Below are 20,765 nucleotides of genomic sequence, written 5' to 3'. Positions count from 1 at the left end.
GCTTTTGAGCTGTAGATCATCGGGTGAACCTCACGCCTCGCGGATGCGTGATGTCAGCACATGGTCTTCCCACACTCCGGCGATTTGCAGGTAGCCCTTGGCATAGCCCTCGCGCTCAAACCCAAGACGCTCCAGTAAACGGCCGCTGCGCTCGTTTCGTGGCATGTAACTGGCCATCACGCGATGCATGTCGAGTTGATGGAAAGCCCAAGGCAACGCCGCTTCGAGCACTTCATGCATCAAGCCCTGCCCTTGCCTGCGGGCAGCGATGCTGTAGCCGAGATGGCAGGCCTGAAACGCACCGCGCACCACATTGGAGAAGGTGAAGATGGCAAGGATCTCCCTGCCAGCCAAGTCCAGTGCGAGAAACGGATAGGCGCGATCAAGGCGCGCCGCTTCGCGCGACTCAGCCAGCGTCTGCGCGCAATGGTCCAGCGTGTAGTAGACGGTTTCGCGCAGCGGCTCCCACGGCGCCAAATGCTCGCGGTTCTGCACGCGATAATGCAGCAACCGCGACGCATCACCCGCCTCAGCCAGCCGAATGACCGCGCGAGGTGTAGTGATGGGATGCAGCAGGCTCACAACCGGCCCAGCGCCCTGGCGTGATGGCGCAGATGATCGTCAATGAAGCTGGTGATGAAGTAGTAGCTGTGGTCGTAGCCTGCGTGCCGACGCAGCAGCAACGACTGCCCACCCTCGGCACAGGCCTGGTCGAACAATTCAGGCTTCAGCTGCGTAGCAAGAAAGGCATCCGCTTCGCCCTGATCAATCAGGATCGAGCCGTTGAAAGTCTGATGGCGCACCAGTTCGCATGCGTCATAGCGGGTCCAGCCGGCAGGATCCTCGCCGAGATAACGCGAAAACGCCTTCTGCCCCCACGGCACGTGACTCGGCGCCACGATGGGGGCAAATGCGGATACCGAGCGATAGCGCTGCGGATGACGCAAGGCGATGGTCAACGCGCCATGGCCGCCCATCGAATGCCCGGTAATGCCGCTGTGCCCGGTATCGACTGGGAAATGGCGGGCGAGCAAGGACGGCAATTCATCGACGACGTAGCTGTGCATGCGAAAACGCGACGACCACGGCGACTGCGTGGCATCGACGTAGAAACCCGCGCCTTCGCCAAACTCCCAGTCACCAGTGGCGCCATCAAACCCGGTCTGGCGCGGGCTGGTATCAGGCATCACCAGAATCAGACCCAGCTCCGCAGCCATGCGCTGCGCGCCCGCCTTGATCGTGGCCGTTTCTTCGGTGCAAGTAAGCCCCGCGAGAAAATAAAGCACCGGACAGATTTCATTCGCAGCCTGCGGCGGCTGATAAAGCGCAAACCGCATCGGCCCACCGCAACTTTCCGAGTGGTGACGATAAAAACCCTGCACGCCACCGTGGCAGCGTTGCTCGGAGATGGTTTCAATCCCTGTCATCGTCGTTCTCCCTGTCAGGACGCAAGCCGCCATGATAGCGGACTGCCCTTAGCGCTCCTGATCGGTGGGACGCATCAGCACTTCGTTGATGTTGACGTGCGAAGGACGCGACACGCAGAACACGATGGCGTCAGCCACATCCACCGATTGCAGCTGGCGCATGCTGCCGGCCCATGCATTGAGGGCGTCCTTGGTGTTGGCGTGCCCGATGTGATCACGCAGCTCGGTCTCCACCACGCCAGGCTCGATCACAGTGACGCGAATATTGTGCTGGTACACCTCGCGGCGCAGCGCTTCGGAAAACGCCACCACGCCGAACTTGGTGGCTGAATAGGCCGCTGCATTAGGGTTCGCAACGCGCCCGGCGGTCGAGGAAATATTGACGATATGGCCATCACGCCGCTGGCGCATGCCGGGCAGCGCGGCCTGCGTGGAGGCGATAAGGCCGAGCACATTGAGCTCCAGCATGCGCCGCCAGCGCCCAAGATCCGCCTCTTCGACCGGCTCGAGGTACATCACGCCAGCGTTATTCACGAGAATGTCCAGGCGGCCGTAACGTGCCTCTGTCTCGACAACGATGCGTTTGGCCTCGTCTTCCAAGCTCAGATCGGCCTCCAATACGGTCGGCTCAGCGCCTAGCGCCGCCAGTTTCGCGGCCAACGCTTCGAGCCGGTCGCGTCGGCGCGCCGCAATGGCGACCTTGGCGCCGGCCTCGGCCAGCGCCAGCGCGGTGGCCTCGCCAATACCCGATGAAGCGCCCGTCACCAGCGCCACACGACCATCAAGACGTCCAGACATGACATTTCCTCAGTAAATTCGCGATGAGGCGGCACAAAAGCCCCGGTTCAAGCGGGTCAGCCTGCTACAATAGCGCCATTCTCCCGCATGCCGCCGTGCATGCCATGTCGAGGTTCCCCATGTCCTCCCCGTCTTCCGATTCCCAGCCGGCAGCCGTCGGCTTCTCTGCGCTTGGCCTTCAGCCAGAGGTGCTGCGCGCGCTTTCCGACGTCGGCTATGAATCGCCGTCACCTATTCAGGCGGCCACCATTCCGCCGCTGCTCGAAGGCCGCGATGTGCTCGGCCAGGCGCAGACCGGTACCGGCAAAACCGCCGCGTTCGCGCTGCCGATTCTTTCGCGCCTCGACCTGAAGCCCGGCAAGCCGCAGGCGCTGGTGCTGGCGCCCACGCGCGAACTGGCCATCCAGGTGGCTGAAGCGTTCCAGCGTTACGCCGCCCATCTGCCGGGCCTGCAGGTGCTGCCGATCTACGGCGGCCAGAGCTACGGCCCGCAGCTGCACTCGCTCAAGCGTGGCGTGCATATCGTGGTGGGTACGCCCGGTCGCGTCATCGACCATCTGGATCGCGGCACGCTCGACCTGTCCGAGCTGAAATTCCTGGTGCTCGACGAAGCCGACGAAATGCTGCGCATGGGCTTCATCGACGATGTGGAAAAGGTGCTGGAGGCCACGCCGCCGACACGCCAGGTGGCCCTGTTCTCCGCCACTATGCCGCCGCCGATCCGCAAGATCGCGCAGCAGCATCTGAAGAGTCCGGTGGAGGTCACCATCAAGGCCGCCACGACGACGGCTGCCAACATCCGCCAGCGTTACTGGTTTGTCAGCGGCCTGCACAAGCTCGACGCGATGACGCGCATTCTCGAAGCCGAGCCGTTCGACGCGATGATCATCTTCGCCCGCACCAAGCAGGCGACCGAGGAACTCGCCGAAAAGCTGCAGGCGCGCGGCCTCGCTGCCGCTGCGATCAATGGCGACATTGCACAGCCGCAACGTGAGCGCGTGATCCAGCAATTGAAGGACGGCAAGCTCGATATTCTCGTGGCCACCGACGTGGCCGCCCGCGGCCTCGACGTGGAGCGCATCAGCCACGTCATGAACTACGACATTCCGTACGACACGGAAAGCTACGTGCACCGCATCGGCCGCACCGGCCGTGCGGGTCGCAGCGGCGAAGCCATCCTGTTCGTCACGCCACGTGAAAAGGGCATGCTGCGCGCCATCGAGCGCGCCACCCGCCAGCCCATCGAAGAAATGAAGCTGCCGACGGTGGAAGCCGTCAACGACCAGCGCATTGCCAAGTTCAAGCAACGCATCAGCGACACGCTGGCGCTGGGTGGGCTCGATCTGTTCCAACAGCTGATTGAGCAGTACGAGCAGGAACACAACATTCCCGCTATCGAAGTGGCCGCCGCGCTCGCTCACATTGCGCAAGGCAGCCAGCCGTTGCTGCTGACGCCGCCGCCGAAGCGTGAATTCACGCCCCGCGAACAAGGCCGTGAGCGCGGTCGCGAGCATGGTGAGCACGAAGGTCGCACCTACGAGCGCAAGCATCGTGACCACGACCGCGATGGCGCACCGCGTGACTTCACACCGCGCCCCGTGCGTCCCCATCACACCGAGGAAGGCAAGCGCACCTACCGCGTCGAAGTGGGCCACGAGCACGGCGTAAAGCCAGGCAACATCATCGGCGCCATCGCCAATGAAGCGGGGCTGGAAAGCGGGCACATCGGCCGACTGAGCATTCGCGGCGAGTACAGCCTGATCGACCTGCCCGATGGCATGCCGTCGGAGGTGTTCCAGCACCTGCAGAAGGTGTGGGTGAGCCAGCACCAACTGCGCATCAAGGAATGGGACGGCAATGACAGCGGCGCCAGCGAGGCACCGCCGCGTCGTCAAGGCGGCGGCGGTTACCGCCCGGGTGGTGGTGGCTTCAAGAAGCACGGTGGCGGCAAGCCGCGCCCGCATGGCGGCCACGGCGGCAGCAAGCCGCCGCGTCGCGGGAAGTAACTGCATTGCACTCGTCATCCCGGCTCATGCCGGGATGACTGCTTTGATGCGGCGTTGAGGCGAGCACCCGCCCCTCTCCCCAGCCCTCTCCCCCGCAGGGACTACCTTCGGGTCACCGCACGGGGACGGGGAGTAAAAGGCCAAGAACCAACGTCACCTTGTAGGAGCGCGCTTGCGCGCGACCGCAGGGCGTTGTCGACGCCTCCTTGGTCGGTTCTGGCATGCCCCTACCGCTAGGCAAGAATGCAACGTTGCGGTCGCGCACAAGTGCGCTCCTACAGAAAAGCCGTGCGCGGTGTCGCTGAGTCAGTCGCGGCTTTAAGTCCTATTCGCCTCGGCGCGTTGCGGAGTAGCCATACCGCGTGTCGGGCGATCGTGACGATCCGGGCTTCGTCTGCGCCAAGGTCTGGATTAATCACGACGCTACGGCAACCCCGCTCTTGAGGCCGTTTTCTTTGGGTTACTTTTGACGCGAAGCTAATCCCCGTGGGACTTTGACTCCGGGCATCCTGCCCTCCGCCCTTCGGGCCGGCTTCGCCGTTCGCACGCGCTCCTGCGCGTGCGTGGGCCAGCAAAAGAAAAGTGACTCGAGCGTCCCACGGGGACTAGCTTTGCGTCGTCGGCAGACGATCGAAACGCCCGCCGCGCAGGCGGCACGCTGGCGGTAGCGCCACATTTAAGGCCAAGAGCAAGTCGCTGGATGACCAGCCATTCGGCTGTTGAAGAGCGCCTCCTGCTTTCGCAGGGATGACGGCAAAGATAAGGCGTTAACGTGAGCGTGGCCCGGCATACAGCGCCCCGTCATCGTTCCACTCCAGCGACTCATCGTTCACCCCACGAACGCTGCAATCCCGCGCGAAACGCCTAACCTATGGCAGTACCCCAAGGTAACTGCCATGACCACCCTGCCCAGCCTCTACATCTCCCACGGATCGCCCATGACGGCCATCCAGCCCGGGCGCGTAGGCGAACGTCTGGCCGAGCTGGCGCAACAACTGCCGCGCCCCAAGGCCATCGTGATCGCCACAGCACACTGGCTTGCACGCCAGCCGCACGTCGGTGGTGCACAACGACCCGAAACCATCCACGACTTCTACGGCTTCCCGCAGGCGCTGTTCGACATCCAATACCCCGCCAAGGGCGACCCCGCACTGGCGGCACGTGTCACCGAACTGCTGGACAAGGCGGGCCTGCCCACCACGCTCGATCCCACCCAAGGACTCGACCACGGTGCCTGGGTGCCGCTGCGCCTGCTCTACCCCAACGCCGATATTCCAGTCGTACCGCTGTCGATCCAGCCGCAACTCGGACCCACGCATCAGTACACCGTAGGTCGTGCGCTCGCGCCGCTGCGGGATGAAGGCGTGTTGGTGATCGGCTCCGGCAGCATCACGCACAACCTGCACGATTTCCGCGCCGGCTACAGTGAGGAGCGTGAAGCACCGTACGTGCGCCCCTTTATCGAATGGATCGAACGCAAACTCGCCGAGGGCGACGTGGCTGCCCTGCTCGACTACCGACGCCAGGCACCTTTCGCCGAACGCGCACACCCTTCCGACGAACACCTGTTACCGCTGTTCGTAGCACTGGGCGCGGCAGGCGATGATTGGCGCGCCCAGCGCATCGATGCTGGCATCGACCATGGCCTTCTGGCCATGGACATCTACCGCTTCGACCACACCGTCACTGCACAATGATGGTGCCCACCATCATGGGATGGATGGAGCAGAAGTATGCGTACGTACCTGCGTGGGCAAAGGTGACGGCATAACTGTCACTGGTATCGAGCGCTTTCGAAGTCGCGAACTGGCCACCGGCGCTCGTGACGACGTGGGGTTCGTCATCGCGATTGGTCCACACCACGCGCGCCCCGGCAGGCACGGTGAGCGTGCGTGGCGAGAAGGCAAAGTTGCGAATATCCACCGCGTACGGCTTGGGCGGCGCATTCGCCGCGAAGGCAATGGGTGCCATGACGCTCAAGGCCACCGCCAGCAACAACCATGACATCACTCGTCGCGTGCTCATGACATGGCCTCATCGGTGACGGCCAATACGTGATTACCCCGCACGTGGCGCACATCGCGAATGCCCAGATAGCGATGTAGATCCGAAGGCGCCACGTCTTTCATCGGGCCCGGCGCCGGCCCAACGCCAGGGGCTGGCTGCGGGTAAGCGGTGGAGCGCGCCGTATAGAACGTGACCGTGCCGTCCACCTTCTGCTGGATCTGGTGGATATGTCCGTTCAACACACTTACCGAACCGAAGCGGCGCAAGTAGCTCACCGCTTCATCGCCGTCATCCGTGCCCCAGCCCCATTGCGGATACAGCGACCATAGCGGCATATGCGCGAACACCACCAATGGCGCGTCGGCGGATAGGCCCGCGAGATCCTTCTTCAACCATGCCAATTGATCACTGCCCAACGACCCCAGGCCGCCAGCCTTGAGGTTGAGCACATTGATCAAGCCCACGAAATGCACGCCGCGATGATCGAAGCTGTACCAGCCTCCGCTTTGTTGACGCTCGCCGAAGCGGCGAAAGTACTCGGCACCGTTGTCGCCAATCACATCGTGCTCGCCAGGCACGTAGAACACCTTGCCCGAATGCGCGTCCTGCATGATGCCGGTCAGCGTGTCGAATTCCTCGGGCTTTGAAAGATGAGTCAGGTCGCCGGTATGCAGCAGGAAATCCGGCTGCTTCGGTTGCGCCTTTACCATCGCCAGCGAGGCTCGCAGGGTGGAAGCCACATCCATGTTCGGCGCCTTGTGAAAGCCGATATGCGAATCGCTGATCTGCACGAAGCTGAAGGTGGCGTCGGACGCGGCGGCACTGCCTTCCGATGACAATGGCTGGGCGCGCAAGACGCCTCCATTCATCACCCATAGCGTGCCGGCCCCGGCCCATGCCATGCACTTGAGAAACTGGCGGCGGCCGTCGATCGGTTGTTCATCGTTGTCGCGCATAATCGGAAGCTCCGGATATCGGCAGCGGGTACCGCACCCGTTGCCCCTACCCTCATTACCGCCCCGGCCGCCGCTCTATTCCCGACCTCGCGCTAAGAACCTGTTGTCGCGCTTCGAGCATCCCCGCGTAGGCGGGAGGCGCTTTACAACAGCGAAGCTGGTCATCCGGCGACTTTCGGTTCACCTCAGCACCCAACGGCACTGGATGACCAGCCATTCGGGTGTTGAAAAGCGCCTCCCGCCTTCGCGGGGACGACCATGAGGCAACGACCAGGCCTTACGGGAGTGCGAAGCGGTTCTGCCACACATCGCTCACCGACGCTGGAATAAAGTGGCGTGAAACGAGGTATCCCCTCTTATGCCGACCGATCCCAACGCCAGCCCGAGAGACGACACACCACGACGCGCGCGTTTCGAAGCGCAGGTGCTGCCGTACCTTGATGCGGCCTACAACCTGGCGTTCTGGCTCGCGCGCAACCCCGCCGATGCACAGGACCTCGTGCAGGAAGCCATGCTGCGCGCGCTACGTTATTTCGAAAGTTTTCACGGCGGTGACGCGCGTGTGTGGCTGCTGGCTATCGTGCGTAACACCTACTACACCATGCGCAGTCGCACACCACACGAAACACCGTACGACGAGTTGGATGACGAGGCACATCCCCTGGTGGATGAAGGCCCCTCCCCTGAAGCGCTGACCCTGATTGCGGTGGATGTCAGCGCCTTGCAGACCGCGTTGGAGCACCTGCCGCCGCCGCTGCGCGAAATCATCGTGCTGCGCGAGCTTGAGGAATGCTCGTACAAGGAGATCGCCACCATCATCGGACAGAAAGTCGGCACCGTGATGTCTCGCCTTGCGCGTGCACGCGAGCGCCTCAGAACCGAACTCACCTGCCGGCCCAAGGAGGTACGTCGCCATGATGTGCGATGACGCCGGGCTGCTTTTGCACGCCTATCTCGACGACGAACTCGATGCCGCCAACAGCGCGGCGATGGCTCGTCACCTCGACACTTGCGCCGGATGCAAGGCGCGCTATGACACCTATGCCACGTTGCACAAGGCATTGGCTCAGCCGTCGCTGTATCACCGCGCGCCCGCCGCGCTACGTCAGCATTGGAGCACTTCACCAACGCCCCATGCCTCGCCGCTCGTTTTGACTCGCCCCAGAAAACCTATCGTGTTGGCTGTGGCAGCGGGTTTCGTGGGCGCCATGCTGCTTTCTGGCCCCACATGGATGCTATTGCACTCGCGCGCCATGCCCGACCCCATCGTGGCTCAGGTGATTTCCGGCCACGTGCGTTCGTTGCAGGAACAGCATTTGATGGATGTGGTGTCGACCGATCAGCACACGGTCAAACCCTGGTTCGAAGGCAAGCTCGATTTTTCACCGCGCGTGAAGGATCTGGCGAGCGAGGGTTTTCCGCTGATCGGTGGGCGGCTGGACGCCATCGACGGTCACAGCGTTGCCGCGCTGGTCTACAAACGCCGTCTGCACGTGATCAACCTTTACCAGTGGCCCACAGAGGCGGCGGCATCAGCACAGACGGTAACGCAGGAGCACGGCTACACCGTTATCCGTTGGGGCAGCGATGGCATGCGCTACGTCGCCATCTCCGACGTCAACGAGGGCGATCTGAAGCAGTTCGTGCTCGCGTTTCAGAATGAGGCCGCGGCGCCAACGGTGCACTGAGGCAAAGCTTCAGGCCGCGGAAGCGTCTTGCCAGTCTGCCGGCGTCAATGGCGGCAGACCGTGCCCAAGGCGGGCCTTGTCACATTGAGCGCTGGGCCGGCCGAATTCCCAGGAGGGTTCCACTTCGCGGCACACCGAAGGGCGTTGCTCGTAGATGCCGCAATGAGCCGCTTGACCCACCGTGCCCTGCAGGGCCACGCAACGGGGCCTGGAAGCCTGCGTCCCACGCATGACAAGACGATGCGGGTCGAGCGTTTCGGTGAGTTCGGGCGGCACCACACCGCCTAGAGACGCGTCCGCCTCCGACCAATGGAAGGCCACGCGAAAATAAGCACAACAGGCACCGCAACTTAGGCAGGGATGCAGCATGCAGACCGTCGATGAGCGCACCCGTGTGCGCAGAACCGACATTCTAAAGCGGCAGAATCCTGCGTGCAGCTGGCCTGCGGCTGATATTGCCAGTACCCGTCTTATGGGGTCCCTGCAAACGTATTGCAGCTCGCGATATCGCCACTCTCGAAGCCGGCACGGAACCACTTCACGCGCTGTGCCGACGTACCGTGTGTGAACGAGTCGGGCACCACTCGTCCCTGCGCCTGTTGCTGCAAGGCGTCGTCGCCGATCTTGCTGGCCGCGTTGAGCGCTGACTCGATATCACCCGGCTGCAGCCATTGCAGCCGTTGCTGGCTGTGATTGGCCCACACACCGGCAAAACAATCAGCCTGAAGCTCCTGTCGCACCGAAAGACCGTCGGCGCCTTCCATACGAGCGCCACGACGGCGGGCCTGTTCCACCTGGTCGAAGACGCCCAGCAGGTTCTGCACGTGATGACCCACCTCATGCGCAATCACATACGCACGGGCGAAGTCGCCCGACTCGTGAAAGCGGTTGGCTAGCTCCTGGAAAAACGCCACATCCAGGTACACCTTCTGATCGCCCGGGCAGTAGAACGGCCCCACCGCCGTTGAGGCGGCGCCACAGGCGGTGTTTACCCCACCGGTGAATAGATCCAGCTTAGGGTCGACATACTGCCGGCCATGCGCGGCGAAAATATCGCCCCAGGTTTTTTCGGTGGAACCAAGGATCGCGCTGACGAAATCCTTGGTCTGCGGATCGACCTCTGCCTGGTGGGCACTCGGTGCGGCCACCTGCGACTGCCCGCCGTTATCAACCTGGCTGAACAGGGCCGTCGGGTCTTTGAAGAACACCAGACCCAGGATGGCAAGAATGACGATGCCGCCCAGCCCAAGGCCGCGCCCACCGCCGAAGCGTGGACCACCACCATCGCCGCTGTCGACTTCGACGTTTTGACTGCGCTCGCCCTTCTGCCAATCCATAGGTCAATCCTCACTCACGACGCACCGGGGACCCTGAAACGATAAACCCTATAGCCCCCTCCCGCCACGCCTCGCTGATGGCTACAGTGAGCCACCTTTTTCGCGAGAGTCCGTCATGACACAGCACCTGCCCGCCATTGTCGTCCTGCTCACCATCCTGCTGCAGTTCGGCACAGTCTGGGCCACGGGTCATGCGCGCGAGAAATACGGCATCAAGGCGCCGGCCATCAGCGGCCATCCCGGATTTGAGCGGGCCTGGCGCGTGCAGATGAACACGCTGGAATCCACCGTCATGTTTCTGCCTTCGCTATGGCTGGCAGCGCAGTACGGGTTCGCGTTCTGGGGCGGCGTGGCCGGCCTGGTGTGGGTGGTGGGTCGCGTGTGGTACGCGGTGGCCTACCTGAAGGATCCGGCCAAGCGTGGCCCGGGTTTCATGGTGTCCTCGGCCGGTTGGTTCGCAACCTTGGCGCTTGGTGTGGTGGGGCTGGTTCGTGCCTTGGTGATGGGCTGAGGGAGTCCGGGGCGCGCACAAGTGCGCCCCTACCATATCGACATTTGCTTCCTGTAGGAGCGCACTTGTGCGCGACCCACCCTTCACTCGATCGGCTTAACCTTCAGCCGCTCGATGCGCGCACCGTCCATCGCCACGACCTCAAAACGCAAGCCTTCGCTGACAAACGCATCGCCCACGCCCGGCAAGCGACCCAGTTGCTGCAGCACGTAGCCAGCCAACGTCGAGAAACTGTCGTCACCGCTCAGGTGGAAGCCCAGCAGATGTTCGACGCGACGCAAGTCGAGACTGGCGTCGAGCAGCCAGCTGCCATCGCTCTCCTGCAACGCGGAAGGATCGCTACTGTCCTCGTCGGGGAATTCACCGGCGATCACCTCGAGCACATCGGTCGGCGTCACCAGCCCGAGCACGCTGCCGTACTCATCAACCACCAGCGCCACCTGCAACGGCGAACGACGGAACTCTTCGATCAGCCGCAGCACGCTCAACGACTCCAACACGGTGAGCGGCTTTCGCACCACGCGCTCAACGTCAATGCGACCGTGCTCCAGCAGGCTCTCCAGCAGATCGCGCGAGGACGCCACGCCCACCAGCTGGTCCAGGTCGTCGCCCGCCACCGGCAGCCATGCATGGCTCGACGCACTGACTTCCGCGCGCAACTGCTCGGCGCTTTCGCGCGGATCGATCCAGTTGATTTCGGGGCGCGGCGTCATGATCGAGCGCACCGGGCGGTGCGCCAGATCCAACACGCCACGCACCATCGCCAGCTCGTCCTTACCGAACACGGCCATGCCCCCATCGGTGCTGGCTGCCGCCGTTTTGGCCGTGTCAGCTTCTTCCTCGCTGCCCGCGCCACCCAACAAGTTCAGCACCGCCATGGCAGTGCGGTCGCGCATCGTACGCGCACTGCTGAACAGGCTGCGCCGCCGGTTGTGGCGCATGGTCTGGTTGAAGGCCTCGATCATGATCGAGAAACCGATGGCCGCGTACAGATAGCCCTTCGGAATATGAAAGCCGAAGCCTTCCGCCATCAGGCTAAAGCCGATCATCAACAGGAACGACAAGCACAGGATCACCACCGTCGGCCGTGCATTGACGAAATTCGTCAGCGGCTTGCTAGCGCTGATCATCAGGATCATCGCGATCACCACGGCGACCATCATCACCGACAAGTGATCGACCATGCCTACCGCGGTGACCACCGAGTCGAGCGAGAACACCGCGTCCAGCGCCACGATTTGCGCCACGACCAACCAGAAGCGTGCAGGTGCCCGTTTGGCAGCGTCGGGGTCGTCGTCGGCTTCCAGCCGCTCATGCAGCTCCACCGTAGCCTTGAACAACAGGAACGCGCCGCCGAGCAGCAGAATGATGTCGCGCCAGGAGAACGACACCGTGCCTAGGATGAGGATGGGCGCGGTGAGCTTTACCATCCACGACATGGCCGCCAGCAGGACCAGTCGCATGATGAGTGCGAGCGACAGGCCGAGCACGCGGGCCTGGTCGCGCTCCCTTGCCGGAAGCTTGTCGGCAAGAATCGCGATGAAGACGAGATTGTCGATACCGAGCACGATCTCCAGCACCACGAGGGTGAGGAGACCGGCCCACGCCGTCGGGTCGGCCAGCCAGTCGAATGCGAACATGAGTCGGCACCGTAGCGCCGTCTTCCTCCTTGGATCGTCTGGTCACTATACAGGCAGCGTGCGTGAAAGCCTCGAAAGCTCAACGCGCCCGTGCCAAAGGACAGGATTGCGCCAGCGCGACGGCAGGGACTAGCGTGCTTACGTCAGCCGGCGAGCGCGATGCGTGCTGACAGACCTCCCCTTGCGCGCGCGCCTGCTGGACCGTTTTGATGGATGCGAACCGCCAGAAAATTCCTCACGTTTCGCCCTCCTTCCTAACATCGCAGGCGCCGACGCTGTGGCAGGCTTTCGGCTTGATTGCGCTGTACTTTGCGCTGCAGCTGGCGGTCGGCGGTCTGATCAGCCTGACGGCGGGCCTGATTGAGGTGCTGCAGCACGGCGGTGGCGCCAAAGCCATCGTCACGCAAGGACGTCATTGGCTCGGCCATTCCGACACGAGCGCCATCGCCGTCATGGTGACCCTGTTGGCGTCTGCGGTAGTGGTCTTCCGCCAGGCGCATCGCTGGTGGCCAGCGCTATGGTCGCAAAGTGAATTGCCCGGATTCGGCTTCACCTCTTCGAATCATGTCGCCATCTATCTCGTGGCCATCGTTGTCGGCGCAGCGATGCCCTTCGTGGGCGGCATGCTTACGCAATGGCTGGCGCAAGGCCATCAGGTCAGCCAGGACATCAAGCAGCTCGGGGCGAACACGCCACTACTGCTGCGCCTGCCGCTGGCACTGCTTGTGGTGAGTGTGGGGCCAGCGGTGGAAGAGCTGCTGTTTCGCGGGGTACTGCTTTCGGCGGTGGCGCGCCACGTAGGCAACGGCTGGGCCGTCGCTCTGACCGGCCTGCTGTTCGCCTGCGTGCATCTGCCGGACCTGTCCTTCCTCTGGTACGCGCTGCCCAATCTGGCGTTGCTCGGCCTGGTGCTCGGCTGGTTGCGCGTGCGGTCGGGTTCCATCTGGCCGGCGGTGATCGCGCACGGCATGAACAACCTGCTCGCCGTGGTGTCCTGGTTCATGGTGAGTGGCTAGCCACGTTCCATTTCACTGGCCACGTTTCATTTCACATGTAGGAGCGCACTTGTGCGCGACCGCAGCCTGTCACGTGGCTGTGAAATTGAGCGGCGCGGTCGCGCACAAGTGCGCTCCTACAGGGATACTACTTAGGCCGTAATCAGCGAATGGGCGCGCAGCAAGCGTGCGGTTTCAAACACCGGTAAACCCATCACGCCGGAGTGGCTGCCGTCGAGATGCTCGATCAGCTTGGCGCCATGCCCTTGAATGGCATAAGCGCCCGCCTTGCCGAAAGGCTCGCCAGTGGCGATATAGGTGGCCACCGCCGCGTCATTCAGCTCGGTGATGCGTACGCGAGACAGGCTGGTATCGCTCCACTCGCCGGCGTGGCTTACCAGCCACACGGTAGAGATGACTTCGTGCACTCGCCCTGACAGACGTCGCAACATGGCGGCCGCGTCAACGGCATCCGCCGGCTTGCCGAACACTTCGTCATCGAGCACCACTTCGGTATCCGCGCCCAGCACCGCGGCGCGCGGATCCTCGAGTGCGGCCAGACCCGCACGAGCCTTTTCGCGCGCCACGCGACTCACGTACTCACGTGGCGACTCCGCCAGTGCACGCTGCTCAGGCACATCGACATCGACGATGCGAAAGGTCGCGCCAATCTGCTCGAGCAGCTGACGGCGACGCGGCGACTGTGAAGCAAGATAGAGCATGGCAGGCGTATTCGATGTCGTCAGGGATGCTTACGGTCGCATATCCCCGGTTTCAAGGAAACGCTGGTGCCATGAAAGCGCTTCGTTCAACAAGTGCGGCGTGTGCTTGCCGCGGCTGTCGTGCAGCGCGCGATCGAAATAGTCCTGCAACATCGGGCGGTAGCTCGGGTGGGCACAGCGCTCAATGATGACCTTGGCGCGTTGGCGCGGCGAAAGGCCACGTAGGTCGGCGAGGCCCTGCTCCGTGACCACCACCGCCACATCATGCTCGGTGTGATCGACGTGGCTGACCATTGGCACGATGCACGAAATCGCGCCGTTCTTGGCGGTGCTGGGCGTAAGGAAGCACGACATGAATCCGTTGCGCGCAAAGTCGCCCGAGCCACCAATGCCGTTGATGATGCTGGTGCCGGCCACGTGCGTGGAGTTGATGTTGCCGTAGATGTCGGCTTCCACCATGCCGTTCATGGCGATGCAGCCGAGTCGGCGTACCAGTTCGGGATGATTGGAGATTTCCTGTGTGCGCAGAATGATGCGCTTGCGGAAGAAATCGATGTTTTCGAGGAAACGCTCAATGCCGGCCGGGCTCAACGAGAACGACGTTGCCGACGCCACCGACAACACATCGTTGGCGAGCAGATCCAGCATGCCGTCCTGAATCACTTCGGTGAACGCGGTCAGCCCCTTGAAGCCGCCGTCGCGCAGGCCCGCCAGCACTGCATTGGCAATATTCCCGACGCCCGACTGCAGCGGCAGCAGCTGCGGCCCGAGGCGGCCATGGGCGATCTCGTGACGGAAGAAGTCGATGAGATGGCCGGCGATCTGGCGCGAGGTTTCATCCGGCGGCGCAAACGCACTGTTGCGATCCGGCGCGTTGGTTTCCACCACTGCGATGACCTTGTCCGGGTCGAGCTTCAGGTAGGGCTGACCGATGCGATCGTCGGGTTTCAACAACGGAATCGGCTTGCGATTCGGTGGCAATGCCGTGCCGTAATAGACATCGTGCATGCCGTCCATTTCCATCGGCTGCCAGTGATTGACCTCGACGATGACCTTGTCGGCGAGATCGAGCCACGTTTTGTTGTTACCCACCGACGAGGAAGGCAGCAGGCTGCCGTCGGGCATGATGGCCGTGGCCTCGATAATGGCCAGATCGATCTTGCCAAAGAAGCCGAACCAGGCGTACTGCGCCACATGGCTGAGATGGATATCGAGATAGTTCATCTCGCCGCGATTGATGCGCGCACGCAGCTCCGGGTCAGACTGGTACGGCAGTCGCAGATCAATGCCATCGGCACGGGCCAATGCACCGTCCAGCTCTGGCGCGGTGGACGCCCCGGTAAGCACGCGCACGCGGAACGGGTTGCCGGTGCCATGCGTGGCGGTCATTCGATCAGCCAAGGCTTGCGGGACCGACTTGGGGTAACCCGCGCCCGTGAAGCCACTCATGCCGATGGTCATGCCGTGATCGATCAATTCCGCGGCCTGGGCCGACGTCATGACCTTGCTGGCCAATCCCGCATGGCGAATGCGCTTGTCCACGTTGAAGACTCCTGAGCTGCAATTCGCCCATGGTAACGCGGCCTTACGTCAAACGATTGGCAAGCTAGACGATGGTCGGATGTAGGAATCCTCTCAGAAAGCGACGTTGTACTCGCGGAATTTCCCTTCCCGCGTCCAGCCCAGTGACTCATAAAGGCGTTGTGCGGGCTCATTGGTGTGTGCAGTGGTCAACGACATGCCCACCGCACCTATGGCCCGGGCGAAGGCGGTGGCCTCGTGCATCAGTGCCACAGCCACACCGCGGCGGCGCGCATCGGGTGCGACAAAGAGATCGTTGAGCAGGTAGATTCGCTCGGCACGCACGGAGGAAAACAGGGGGTAAAGCTGCACGAAGCCCACGCCTTCTCCCTTCTCGTCGAGCGCCAGCAGCACCACGGACTCGTGGTGCGCAAAACGCTCGCGCAGGAATTGCCGGGCACGTTCCAGATCGGCCGGCTGCTCATAGAACTGGCGGTAGGCGTCAAACAGCGGCGCAATAAGCTCGAGATCGTGGATGGTGGCCTGACGCACCGTGATGGACATAACCCCGTGCCTTGCATTTGAAGAAGGTGGATGGAGTATGCGTCGCGCTTGCACAACTCGCCTATGACCACTTTCCTTCGAAACCGCATCCACTTGACGCTGTTGTGAAGCGCACTCGGTGCACGACCTCCCGTTTCACTGGGCACGTGCGGCGCGGTACACCGAAGTTCTGCTGTCGCGCACAAGGTGCGCTCCTACAGGATCGGGCTGATCAAGCGCGGTGGTAAGGATGCCCCGAGAGCAAAGTGGTGGCGCGATACAGCTGTTCGGCAAGCACCAGTCGCACCAACATGTGCGGCAACGTGAGCGGCCCCAGTGACCAACTCTGGTCGGCGCGCGCCAGCACATCCGGCGCATGACCGTCGGGCCCACCGATGAGAAACGCCAGATCGCGACCCGACATGCGCCACTTCGCCAGTTGCGCTGCGAGCTCTTCACTGGACCAGGTCTTGCCGCGGCCATCGAGCGCAACGACATGGATATCGCGAGGCAAGGCCGCGAGTATCGCCGCCCCCTCGTCCTGAATCGCGCGCGCGTCGTCGCGCCCTTTGCCGCGCACGCCGGGCTTCAGTTCAATCAATTCCAGCGGCAGCTCGTGCGACAGCCGCTTGCGATATTCGGCAAAGCCTTCCGCCACCCAGGCGGGCATGCGTTCACCAACGGCAATCAGGCGGGCACGCATGGTTCACTGCCAGACATGAGGGAAACAAACGGGATCACCACGCGCATCGACATGCGCGCGGCGCATGCCGCCATGGCGTGGGCTTTAGCCCACGCTGGCGACTTCGGCGTCGATCTCGCGATCGCCCACGGTCCAGAGACGTTCCAGACCGTAGAACTCGCGGATACGCGGCAGCATGACGTGAACGATCACGTCACCCAGATCCACCAATACCCACTCGGCTTCCTGCTCGCCTTCCACGCCGAGCGGCATCACGCCCGCCTGTTTGGCGAACTTGACGACTTCATCGGCGATGGATTTCACATGGCGCGCGGAGGTGCCGGAAGCGATGACCAGCAGATCGGCGATGGAGGTTTTGCCGCGGACGTCGATCTCACGAATGTCCTTGGCCTTCAATTCATCCAGCGCGTTGAGAACTTGCTGGCGAACGACCGCCGTGGTGGCGGCTTTGGTGCTGCGATGGGAGGTCTGACTCAAGTGCGGTTGCCTCGATGCATGATCGATGCGCGGGATGGCGCGGCCACAGTATAACGGACCGCCCTGAAGCCCGCGTCAAGCAAGGCTTTTACGGGCTTCCACATACTCCGCCAGCAAGGTGGCCACCAGCGTCGCAGCGGGCATGGGCCGGGACAGGCTGGCCGCCTGGCTGCACCACTCCGAGACCAGATCTCCCCGCCCTGCCGCACCAGCCGCCTTACGCAACGGGGATGTCAGGGCGTTCATCACCGGATAGCTCGGGAACCGCGCAGCATGGGGCTCCATCGCTTTCACATAGGTATTGCGCAAGCCCCGGGCCGCGCGGCCTGAGAAGCTGCGGATGGTGGTGACGTTGGCGTCTTCCGCCTGCGCCAGATCCTGCTTCCAGGCGACGGCGGCGTTGGATTCCGGACAGCCAAGGAAGGCCGTGCCCAGCTGGCACACCGCCGCGCCAAGCAGCTCAGCCGCCAGCATGGCGCGGCCATCCATGATGCCGCCACCAGCGATCAGCGGCAGCTTCACGGCGTGTGCGACCAATGGCAGCAGCGCGAACAGGCCAATCATCGCGTCCTCGGGCGCGTGCAGGAAACTGCCGCGGTGACCGCCCGCTTCCATGGCCTGCAAGCTCACCGCATCCACGCCAAGCTCCGCCCAGGCGCGGGCCTCAGCCACGGTGGTGGCGTTCCCAATGATGGTGATATCGCGCCGCTTCAATTCCGCCAACTGCGAGGGAGTCAGCAGGTTGAAGGTGAAACTGGCGACGGCGGGACGCGCCTCGCACAGTGCAGCAAACTGTTCGGAAAATCGCGGTGCCCAGCGCTCGGGTCGAGTCGTTCGTATCGCGAGCCCCTCGCGTTCCATCAGCTCATCGAGCTTGGCGCGCGCGAAGTCGATGGCCGGCTCGTCCACCTCGAACTCATCGGGCAATACAAAGAGGTTGAGCGCGAACGGTCGATCCGTCAGTGCGCGAATCTTCGCAGCATCATCGAGGATCGTTTGTGGCGACAGATAACCCGCGCCATGCGAGCCGAGACCACCGGCCTGCGATACCGCTGCGACCAGCGCCGGTGTCGACGCACCGGACATGGGGGCGAGAACCAGCGGCTGGGTAACTCCCAGACGCTGCAGAAAAGAGGAAGGCATGGGAGGCTCGCTCTGCAACGCACCGCGGCGTATTACAGCACACCTCAAAATCAAAGCCCTCCCCACATGAGGAGGGCTTTGTCAGGAACAAAAGTATCAGTGACCAGCGGTGGAAGCGGCTGCGGGTTCGCTACTCTTCTTGGATTTGCTCTTCTTGTGATGCGAGCTGCTCTTAGTCGTTTCGCTCTTGGTGGTTTCGCTCTTCATCGCATCACTGCTGGACTTCATCGCGTCCGAACTGGCGGACTTCATGGCATCCGAGCTGGATTTCATCGCGTCCTTGCTGGCGTCCTGGGCGGCCTGCGTCGGGGTCGTGCTCTGCTGCGCCATGACAGGCGACATGGCAAGACCGAAGACGACGGCGGTCGCAAGGGCGAGTACGGCGTAACGGGAAACTTTCATGGGTGCGTATCTCCTGGAGCAGTGAGGTAACCGTGCGGCCAAGCCGCACTTCCTGTGGAACAACCGTTGCCGCCCATCCCGGACGACCTCGGCAACCCGGCACCGGCCGTGGGTCGGTTCCGGCCACGCCGCATCAGCGGTCCCGCCAGATGCGATCGGCCCATCCCTGGCCCGAGAAGCCACTTCGACGGACACCTGCCTCCTGTCCGCGCCCCTTCAGGGCCCAAGCGTATACCCATGGGCGATGACGGAATGTGGCCTGCGGAACTGGCTGTTCAGCATCAATATCGAGAGGTCACGGAACCATCACGGCCATTGCTGCGGTGCTCACCCTGCGCTGGAGCGTCCGATGATGCTTCTTGGCCCCACAGCTGTCTCACTCGCCACCGGACTTCGCGGTGGCACGGGCAAGGTTTCCGTGATCCGAGCGCGCCGAACCGAAATGCTGCAAGGCAGCATTCACTTTCATGGCATGCAAGCCCGCTTTGCCATCACGATTCCCCTCTCAGGGTATGGCCCGCAATCACGGCAAGGGCCCACGGGCTACTTCAACGATGGCTGCAAGAGCCGGCCACCCATGGCGGCGTTGGCCACTACCACAATGACAACGGCCAGCGCATGCATCAGCAAATCGGTGGCTGCCACCGCAAAGCCATGACAGATCTCAAGCAATGCCGCTGATGCGGCCGCACTCGCCAGGCCAATCAGCACCGCTGTCAGCACGGGGCGCAACGGACACGCGCGACGCAACAGCCATACCAGCAGCGCCGACAACGGCACCGCGAAGGTGACGATAAAGACCAAGCAGTCGCCCGCTTGATGCGCGTTTGCAACGTGCATGGTGGGCACCACCCAACCGCGCAGGCAGCCGAGTCCGCTGGCTCCTATCCATAACAGCAAGCCGGGCAACGGCAGCCACGCCCATCGCCCGGAGCGTCCCGGCACACCAAGCGTAAACGCGGCCCAAGCCGCTGATATCGCCGTTATCACCGCGCCCAGTCCGGCCACCGCGATGTCCGGCTCGGCTGCCCAACGCTGCAGCATGTGCTCCGCGCCGTAATGCATCAGCAGGCCGCCCGCCATCGCCATCACCACCACCATCCACAGCAACGTGCGCACCCAGGGCGGCGGCAGGCGCCGCACCGGGGCGAGATCGTCGCCCAGTGACTGGATCAGTGACTCAGTGAGGCGCGGTTCAACCATGGTGCTCAGGGTCCTCCGTGGAAACGGTCACGCAATGCCTTGATAGCGCGATGCAGATTTACTTTCAGCGCGCCCTCCTGACGCCCGGTATGGGCCGCCGCCTCGGCCAGCGAGCGCTCCTTGAGGCCAAGTTGCTCCACGGCCTGACGCTGCCCCGGCGGCAAGGTCGCGATGGCATCACGCAGACGCTTCGCCTCCTGCTCACGCTCAGTGGCGACGGTAGCGTCATCGGTATCCGCACGCGTATCCAGCAGATGCTCATCGTGCAGCTCGCGCCGGTCACGCCGGCCGTGACTGCGCAAGGCATCCACTGCGCGCCGACTGGCAATAGCACTCAGCCAGGCGTCATACGAACGGGCGGGGTCGTAGGTATGACGCACCCGATGGATAGTGATCAAGGTTTCCTGCACGACATCGTCAATCTGATCCACCGCAACGCCCTGCCGCCGTGCCGCGGCGCGGATCACCGGCACCGAGGCTGCCAGCACACGCTCGTAGGCTCGCCGATCACCATCTTGCGCCGCAGCCATCCACGCGGCGCGCTGTCGCTCCGGCGTGTCGCTGGCTGTTTTGGCGTCGGCACTCACGGCAGGATCGATCCTGGCCCAGGCGGGAAGGCCGCTATCTAGAACCATGGCACCTGTGGTGGTCAAGCCGGCTGTCATCGGCAAGCGGTCGCTGTGAGG

Annotated in this window: 23 protein-coding genes; 6 read left to right on the top strand and 17 right to left on the bottom strand. The window is 63.2% G+C overall.

Features of this window, described 5'->3' with window-relative positions; all coding sequences use genetic code 11:
• Positions 1-30: 30 nt before the first annotated feature.
• From rimJ to AC0GUR_RS01105, 3 genes are read right to left on the bottom strand one after another with little or no spacing between them, the layout of a single operon-like run.
• On the bottom strand, positions 31-582 hold the full coding sequence (gene rimJ / locus AC0GUR_RS01115) for a ribosomal protein S5-alanine N-acetyltransferase (protein WP_472875618.1): 552 nt from the start codon (positions 580-582) through the stop codon (positions 31-33).
• Positions 579-1,427, bottom strand: a complete 849-nt coding sequence (gene fghA / locus AC0GUR_RS01110; RefSeq protein ID WP_472875617.1) for an S-formylglutathione hydrolase — start codon at positions 1,425-1,427, stop codon at positions 579-581. The genes rimJ and fghA overlap by 4 nt, the downstream gene beginning before the upstream one ends.
• A gap of 48 nt (positions 1,428-1,475) precedes the next feature.
• Positions 1,476-2,225, bottom strand: coding sequence for an SDR family NAD(P)-dependent oxidoreductase (locus AC0GUR_RS01105; RefSeq protein ID WP_472875616.1), 750 nt, complete (start codon positions 2,223-2,225; stop codon positions 1,476-1,478).
• Between the two features lie 119 nt (positions 2,226-2,344).
• Between AC0GUR_RS01105 and AC0GUR_RS01100 the strand changes: the two genes are divergently transcribed.
• Positions 2,345-4,231, top strand: coding sequence for a DEAD/DEAH box helicase (locus AC0GUR_RS01100; protein WP_472875615.1), 1,887 nt, complete (start codon positions 2,345-2,347; stop codon positions 4,229-4,231).
• Positions 4,232-5,127: 896 nt separating this feature from the next.
• A complete protein-coding gene (locus AC0GUR_RS01095) occupies positions 5,128-5,928 on the top strand; it encodes a dioxygenase family protein (RefSeq protein WP_472875614.1) in 801 nt (266 codons plus the stop codon).
• Here AC0GUR_RS01095 and AC0GUR_RS01090 read toward each other — a convergent pair.
• Together AC0GUR_RS01090 and AC0GUR_RS01085 are read right to left on the bottom strand one after the other, a co-directional pair.
• Entirely contained in the window at positions 5,915-6,256 is a 342-nt protein-coding gene (locus AC0GUR_RS01090) for a cupredoxin domain-containing protein (RefSeq protein ID WP_472875613.1), read from the bottom strand. The two genes, AC0GUR_RS01095 and AC0GUR_RS01090, sit on opposite strands and share 14 nt — an antisense overlap.
• Positions 6,253-7,194, bottom strand: a complete 942-nt coding sequence (locus AC0GUR_RS01085) for a metallophosphoesterase family protein (protein ID WP_472875612.1) — start codon at positions 7,192-7,194, stop codon at positions 6,253-6,255. Before AC0GUR_RS01085 ends, AC0GUR_RS01090 begins: the two co-directional genes overlap by 4 nt.
• Before the next feature lie 358 nt (positions 7,195-7,552).
• On the opposite strand from AC0GUR_RS01085, the gene AC0GUR_RS01080 reads away from it, so the two are divergent.
• Positions 7,553-8,122, top strand: coding sequence for a sigma-70 family RNA polymerase sigma factor (locus AC0GUR_RS01080; protein ID WP_472875611.1), 570 nt, complete (start codon positions 7,553-7,555; stop codon positions 8,120-8,122).
• Positions 8,109-8,882, top strand: a complete 774-nt coding sequence (locus AC0GUR_RS01075) for an anti-sigma factor family protein (RefSeq protein WP_472875610.1) — start codon at positions 8,109-8,111, stop codon at positions 8,880-8,882. The genes AC0GUR_RS01080 and AC0GUR_RS01075 overlap by 14 nt, the downstream gene beginning before the upstream one ends.
• Positions 8,883-8,891: 9 nt before the next feature.
• Here AC0GUR_RS01075 and AC0GUR_RS01070 read toward each other — a convergent pair whose 3' ends face one another.
• Both AC0GUR_RS01070 and ypfJ read right to left on the bottom strand, forming a co-directional pair.
• Positions 8,892-9,251, bottom strand: a complete 360-nt coding sequence (locus tag AC0GUR_RS01070; RefSeq protein ID WP_472875609.1) for a YkgJ family cysteine cluster protein — start codon at positions 9,249-9,251, stop codon at positions 8,892-8,894.
• A gap of 101 nt (positions 9,252-9,352) precedes the next feature.
• Positions 9,353-10,219 carry a KPN_02809 family neutral zinc metallopeptidase gene (gene ypfJ / locus AC0GUR_RS01065; protein WP_472875608.1) on the bottom strand — a complete coding sequence of 289 codons (867 nt, stop codon included), beginning with the start codon at positions 10,217-10,219 and terminating at the stop codon, positions 9,353-9,355.
• 115 nt (positions 10,220-10,334) lie between these two features.
• Here ypfJ and AC0GUR_RS01060 point away from each other — a divergent pair, with 115 nt between their 5' ends.
• Positions 10,335-10,730: an MAPEG family protein gene (locus AC0GUR_RS01060; protein ID WP_472875607.1), complete on the top strand. Its 396-nt coding sequence runs from the start codon at positions 10,335-10,337 to the stop codon at positions 10,728-10,730.
• Between the two features lie 83 nt (positions 10,731-10,813).
• Here AC0GUR_RS01060 and AC0GUR_RS01055 read toward each other — a convergent pair whose 3' ends face one another.
• Entirely contained in the window at positions 10,814-12,370 is a 1,557-nt protein-coding gene (locus AC0GUR_RS01055; protein WP_472875606.1) for a TerC family protein, read from the bottom strand.
• A 209-nt stretch (positions 12,371-12,579) separates the two neighbouring features.
• On the opposite strand from AC0GUR_RS01055, the gene AC0GUR_RS01050 reads away from it, so the two are divergent.
• The gene (locus tag AC0GUR_RS01050; protein WP_472875605.1) at positions 12,580-13,386 is read left to right on the top strand and encodes a lysostaphin resistance A-like protein; all 807 of its coding nucleotides are present in this window, start codon (positions 12,580-12,582) and stop codon (positions 13,384-13,386) included.
• Positions 13,387-13,517: 131 nt separating this feature from the next.
• Here the strand turns inward: AC0GUR_RS01050 and AC0GUR_RS01045 are convergent, their stop codons facing one another.
• The 9 genes from AC0GUR_RS01045 to AC0GUR_RS01005 form a co-directional block, all read right to left on the bottom strand.
• Positions 13,518-14,087: a Maf family protein gene (locus tag AC0GUR_RS01045; RefSeq protein WP_472875604.1), complete on the bottom strand. Its 570-nt coding sequence runs from the start codon at positions 14,085-14,087 to the stop codon at positions 13,518-13,520.
• Positions 14,088-14,117: 30 nt separating this feature from the next.
• Positions 14,118-15,629 carry an acetyl-CoA hydrolase/transferase family protein gene (locus AC0GUR_RS01040; protein WP_472875603.1) on the bottom strand — a complete coding sequence of 504 codons (1,512 nt, stop codon included), beginning with the start codon at positions 15,627-15,629 and terminating at the stop codon, positions 14,118-14,120.
• Between the two features lie 93 nt (positions 15,630-15,722).
• A complete protein-coding gene (locus tag AC0GUR_RS01035; RefSeq protein ID WP_472875602.1) occupies positions 15,723-16,172 on the bottom strand; it encodes a GNAT family N-acetyltransferase in 450 nt (149 codons plus the stop codon).
• 211 nt (positions 16,173-16,383) lie between these two features.
• Positions 16,384-16,854, bottom strand: a complete 471-nt coding sequence (rlmH, locus tag AC0GUR_RS01030; protein WP_472875601.1) for a 23S rRNA (pseudouridine(1915)-N(3))-methyltransferase RlmH — start codon at positions 16,852-16,854, stop codon at positions 16,384-16,386.
• 84 nt (positions 16,855-16,938) lie between these two features.
• Positions 16,939-17,331, bottom strand: coding sequence for a ribosome silencing factor (gene rsfS / locus AC0GUR_RS01025; protein ID WP_472875600.1), 393 nt, complete (start codon positions 17,329-17,331; stop codon positions 16,939-16,941).
• A 75-nt stretch (positions 17,332-17,406) separates the two neighbouring features.
• Positions 17,407-18,474: an NAD(P)H-dependent flavin oxidoreductase gene (locus tag AC0GUR_RS01020; protein ID WP_472875599.1), complete on the bottom strand. Its 1,068-nt coding sequence runs from the start codon at positions 18,472-18,474 to the stop codon at positions 17,407-17,409.
• A gap of 96 nt (positions 18,475-18,570) precedes the next feature.
• On the bottom strand, positions 18,571-18,876 hold the full coding sequence (locus AC0GUR_RS01015; protein ID WP_472875598.1) for a hypothetical protein: 306 nt from the start codon (positions 18,874-18,876) through the stop codon (positions 18,571-18,573).
• Between the two features lie 543 nt (positions 18,877-19,419).
• Positions 19,420-20,079 (bottom strand): NrsF family protein, encoded by a 660-nt coding sequence (locus tag AC0GUR_RS01010; RefSeq protein ID WP_472875597.1) that lies wholly within the window; start codon positions 20,077-20,079, stop codon positions 19,420-19,422.
• A 5-nt stretch (positions 20,080-20,084) separates the two neighbouring features.
• Positions 20,085-20,609, bottom strand: coding sequence for a sigma-70 family RNA polymerase sigma factor (locus AC0GUR_RS01005; RefSeq protein ID WP_472876277.1), 525 nt, complete (start codon positions 20,607-20,609; stop codon positions 20,085-20,087).
• Positions 20,610-20,765 lie beyond the last annotated feature (156 nt).

The sequence above is a fragment of the Dyella sp. PARNA 12/25 genome (assembly GCF_055702865.1).
Note: the sequence above shows the minus strand (reverse complement) of the source record. Positions and strands in the feature narration are given on the sequence as shown.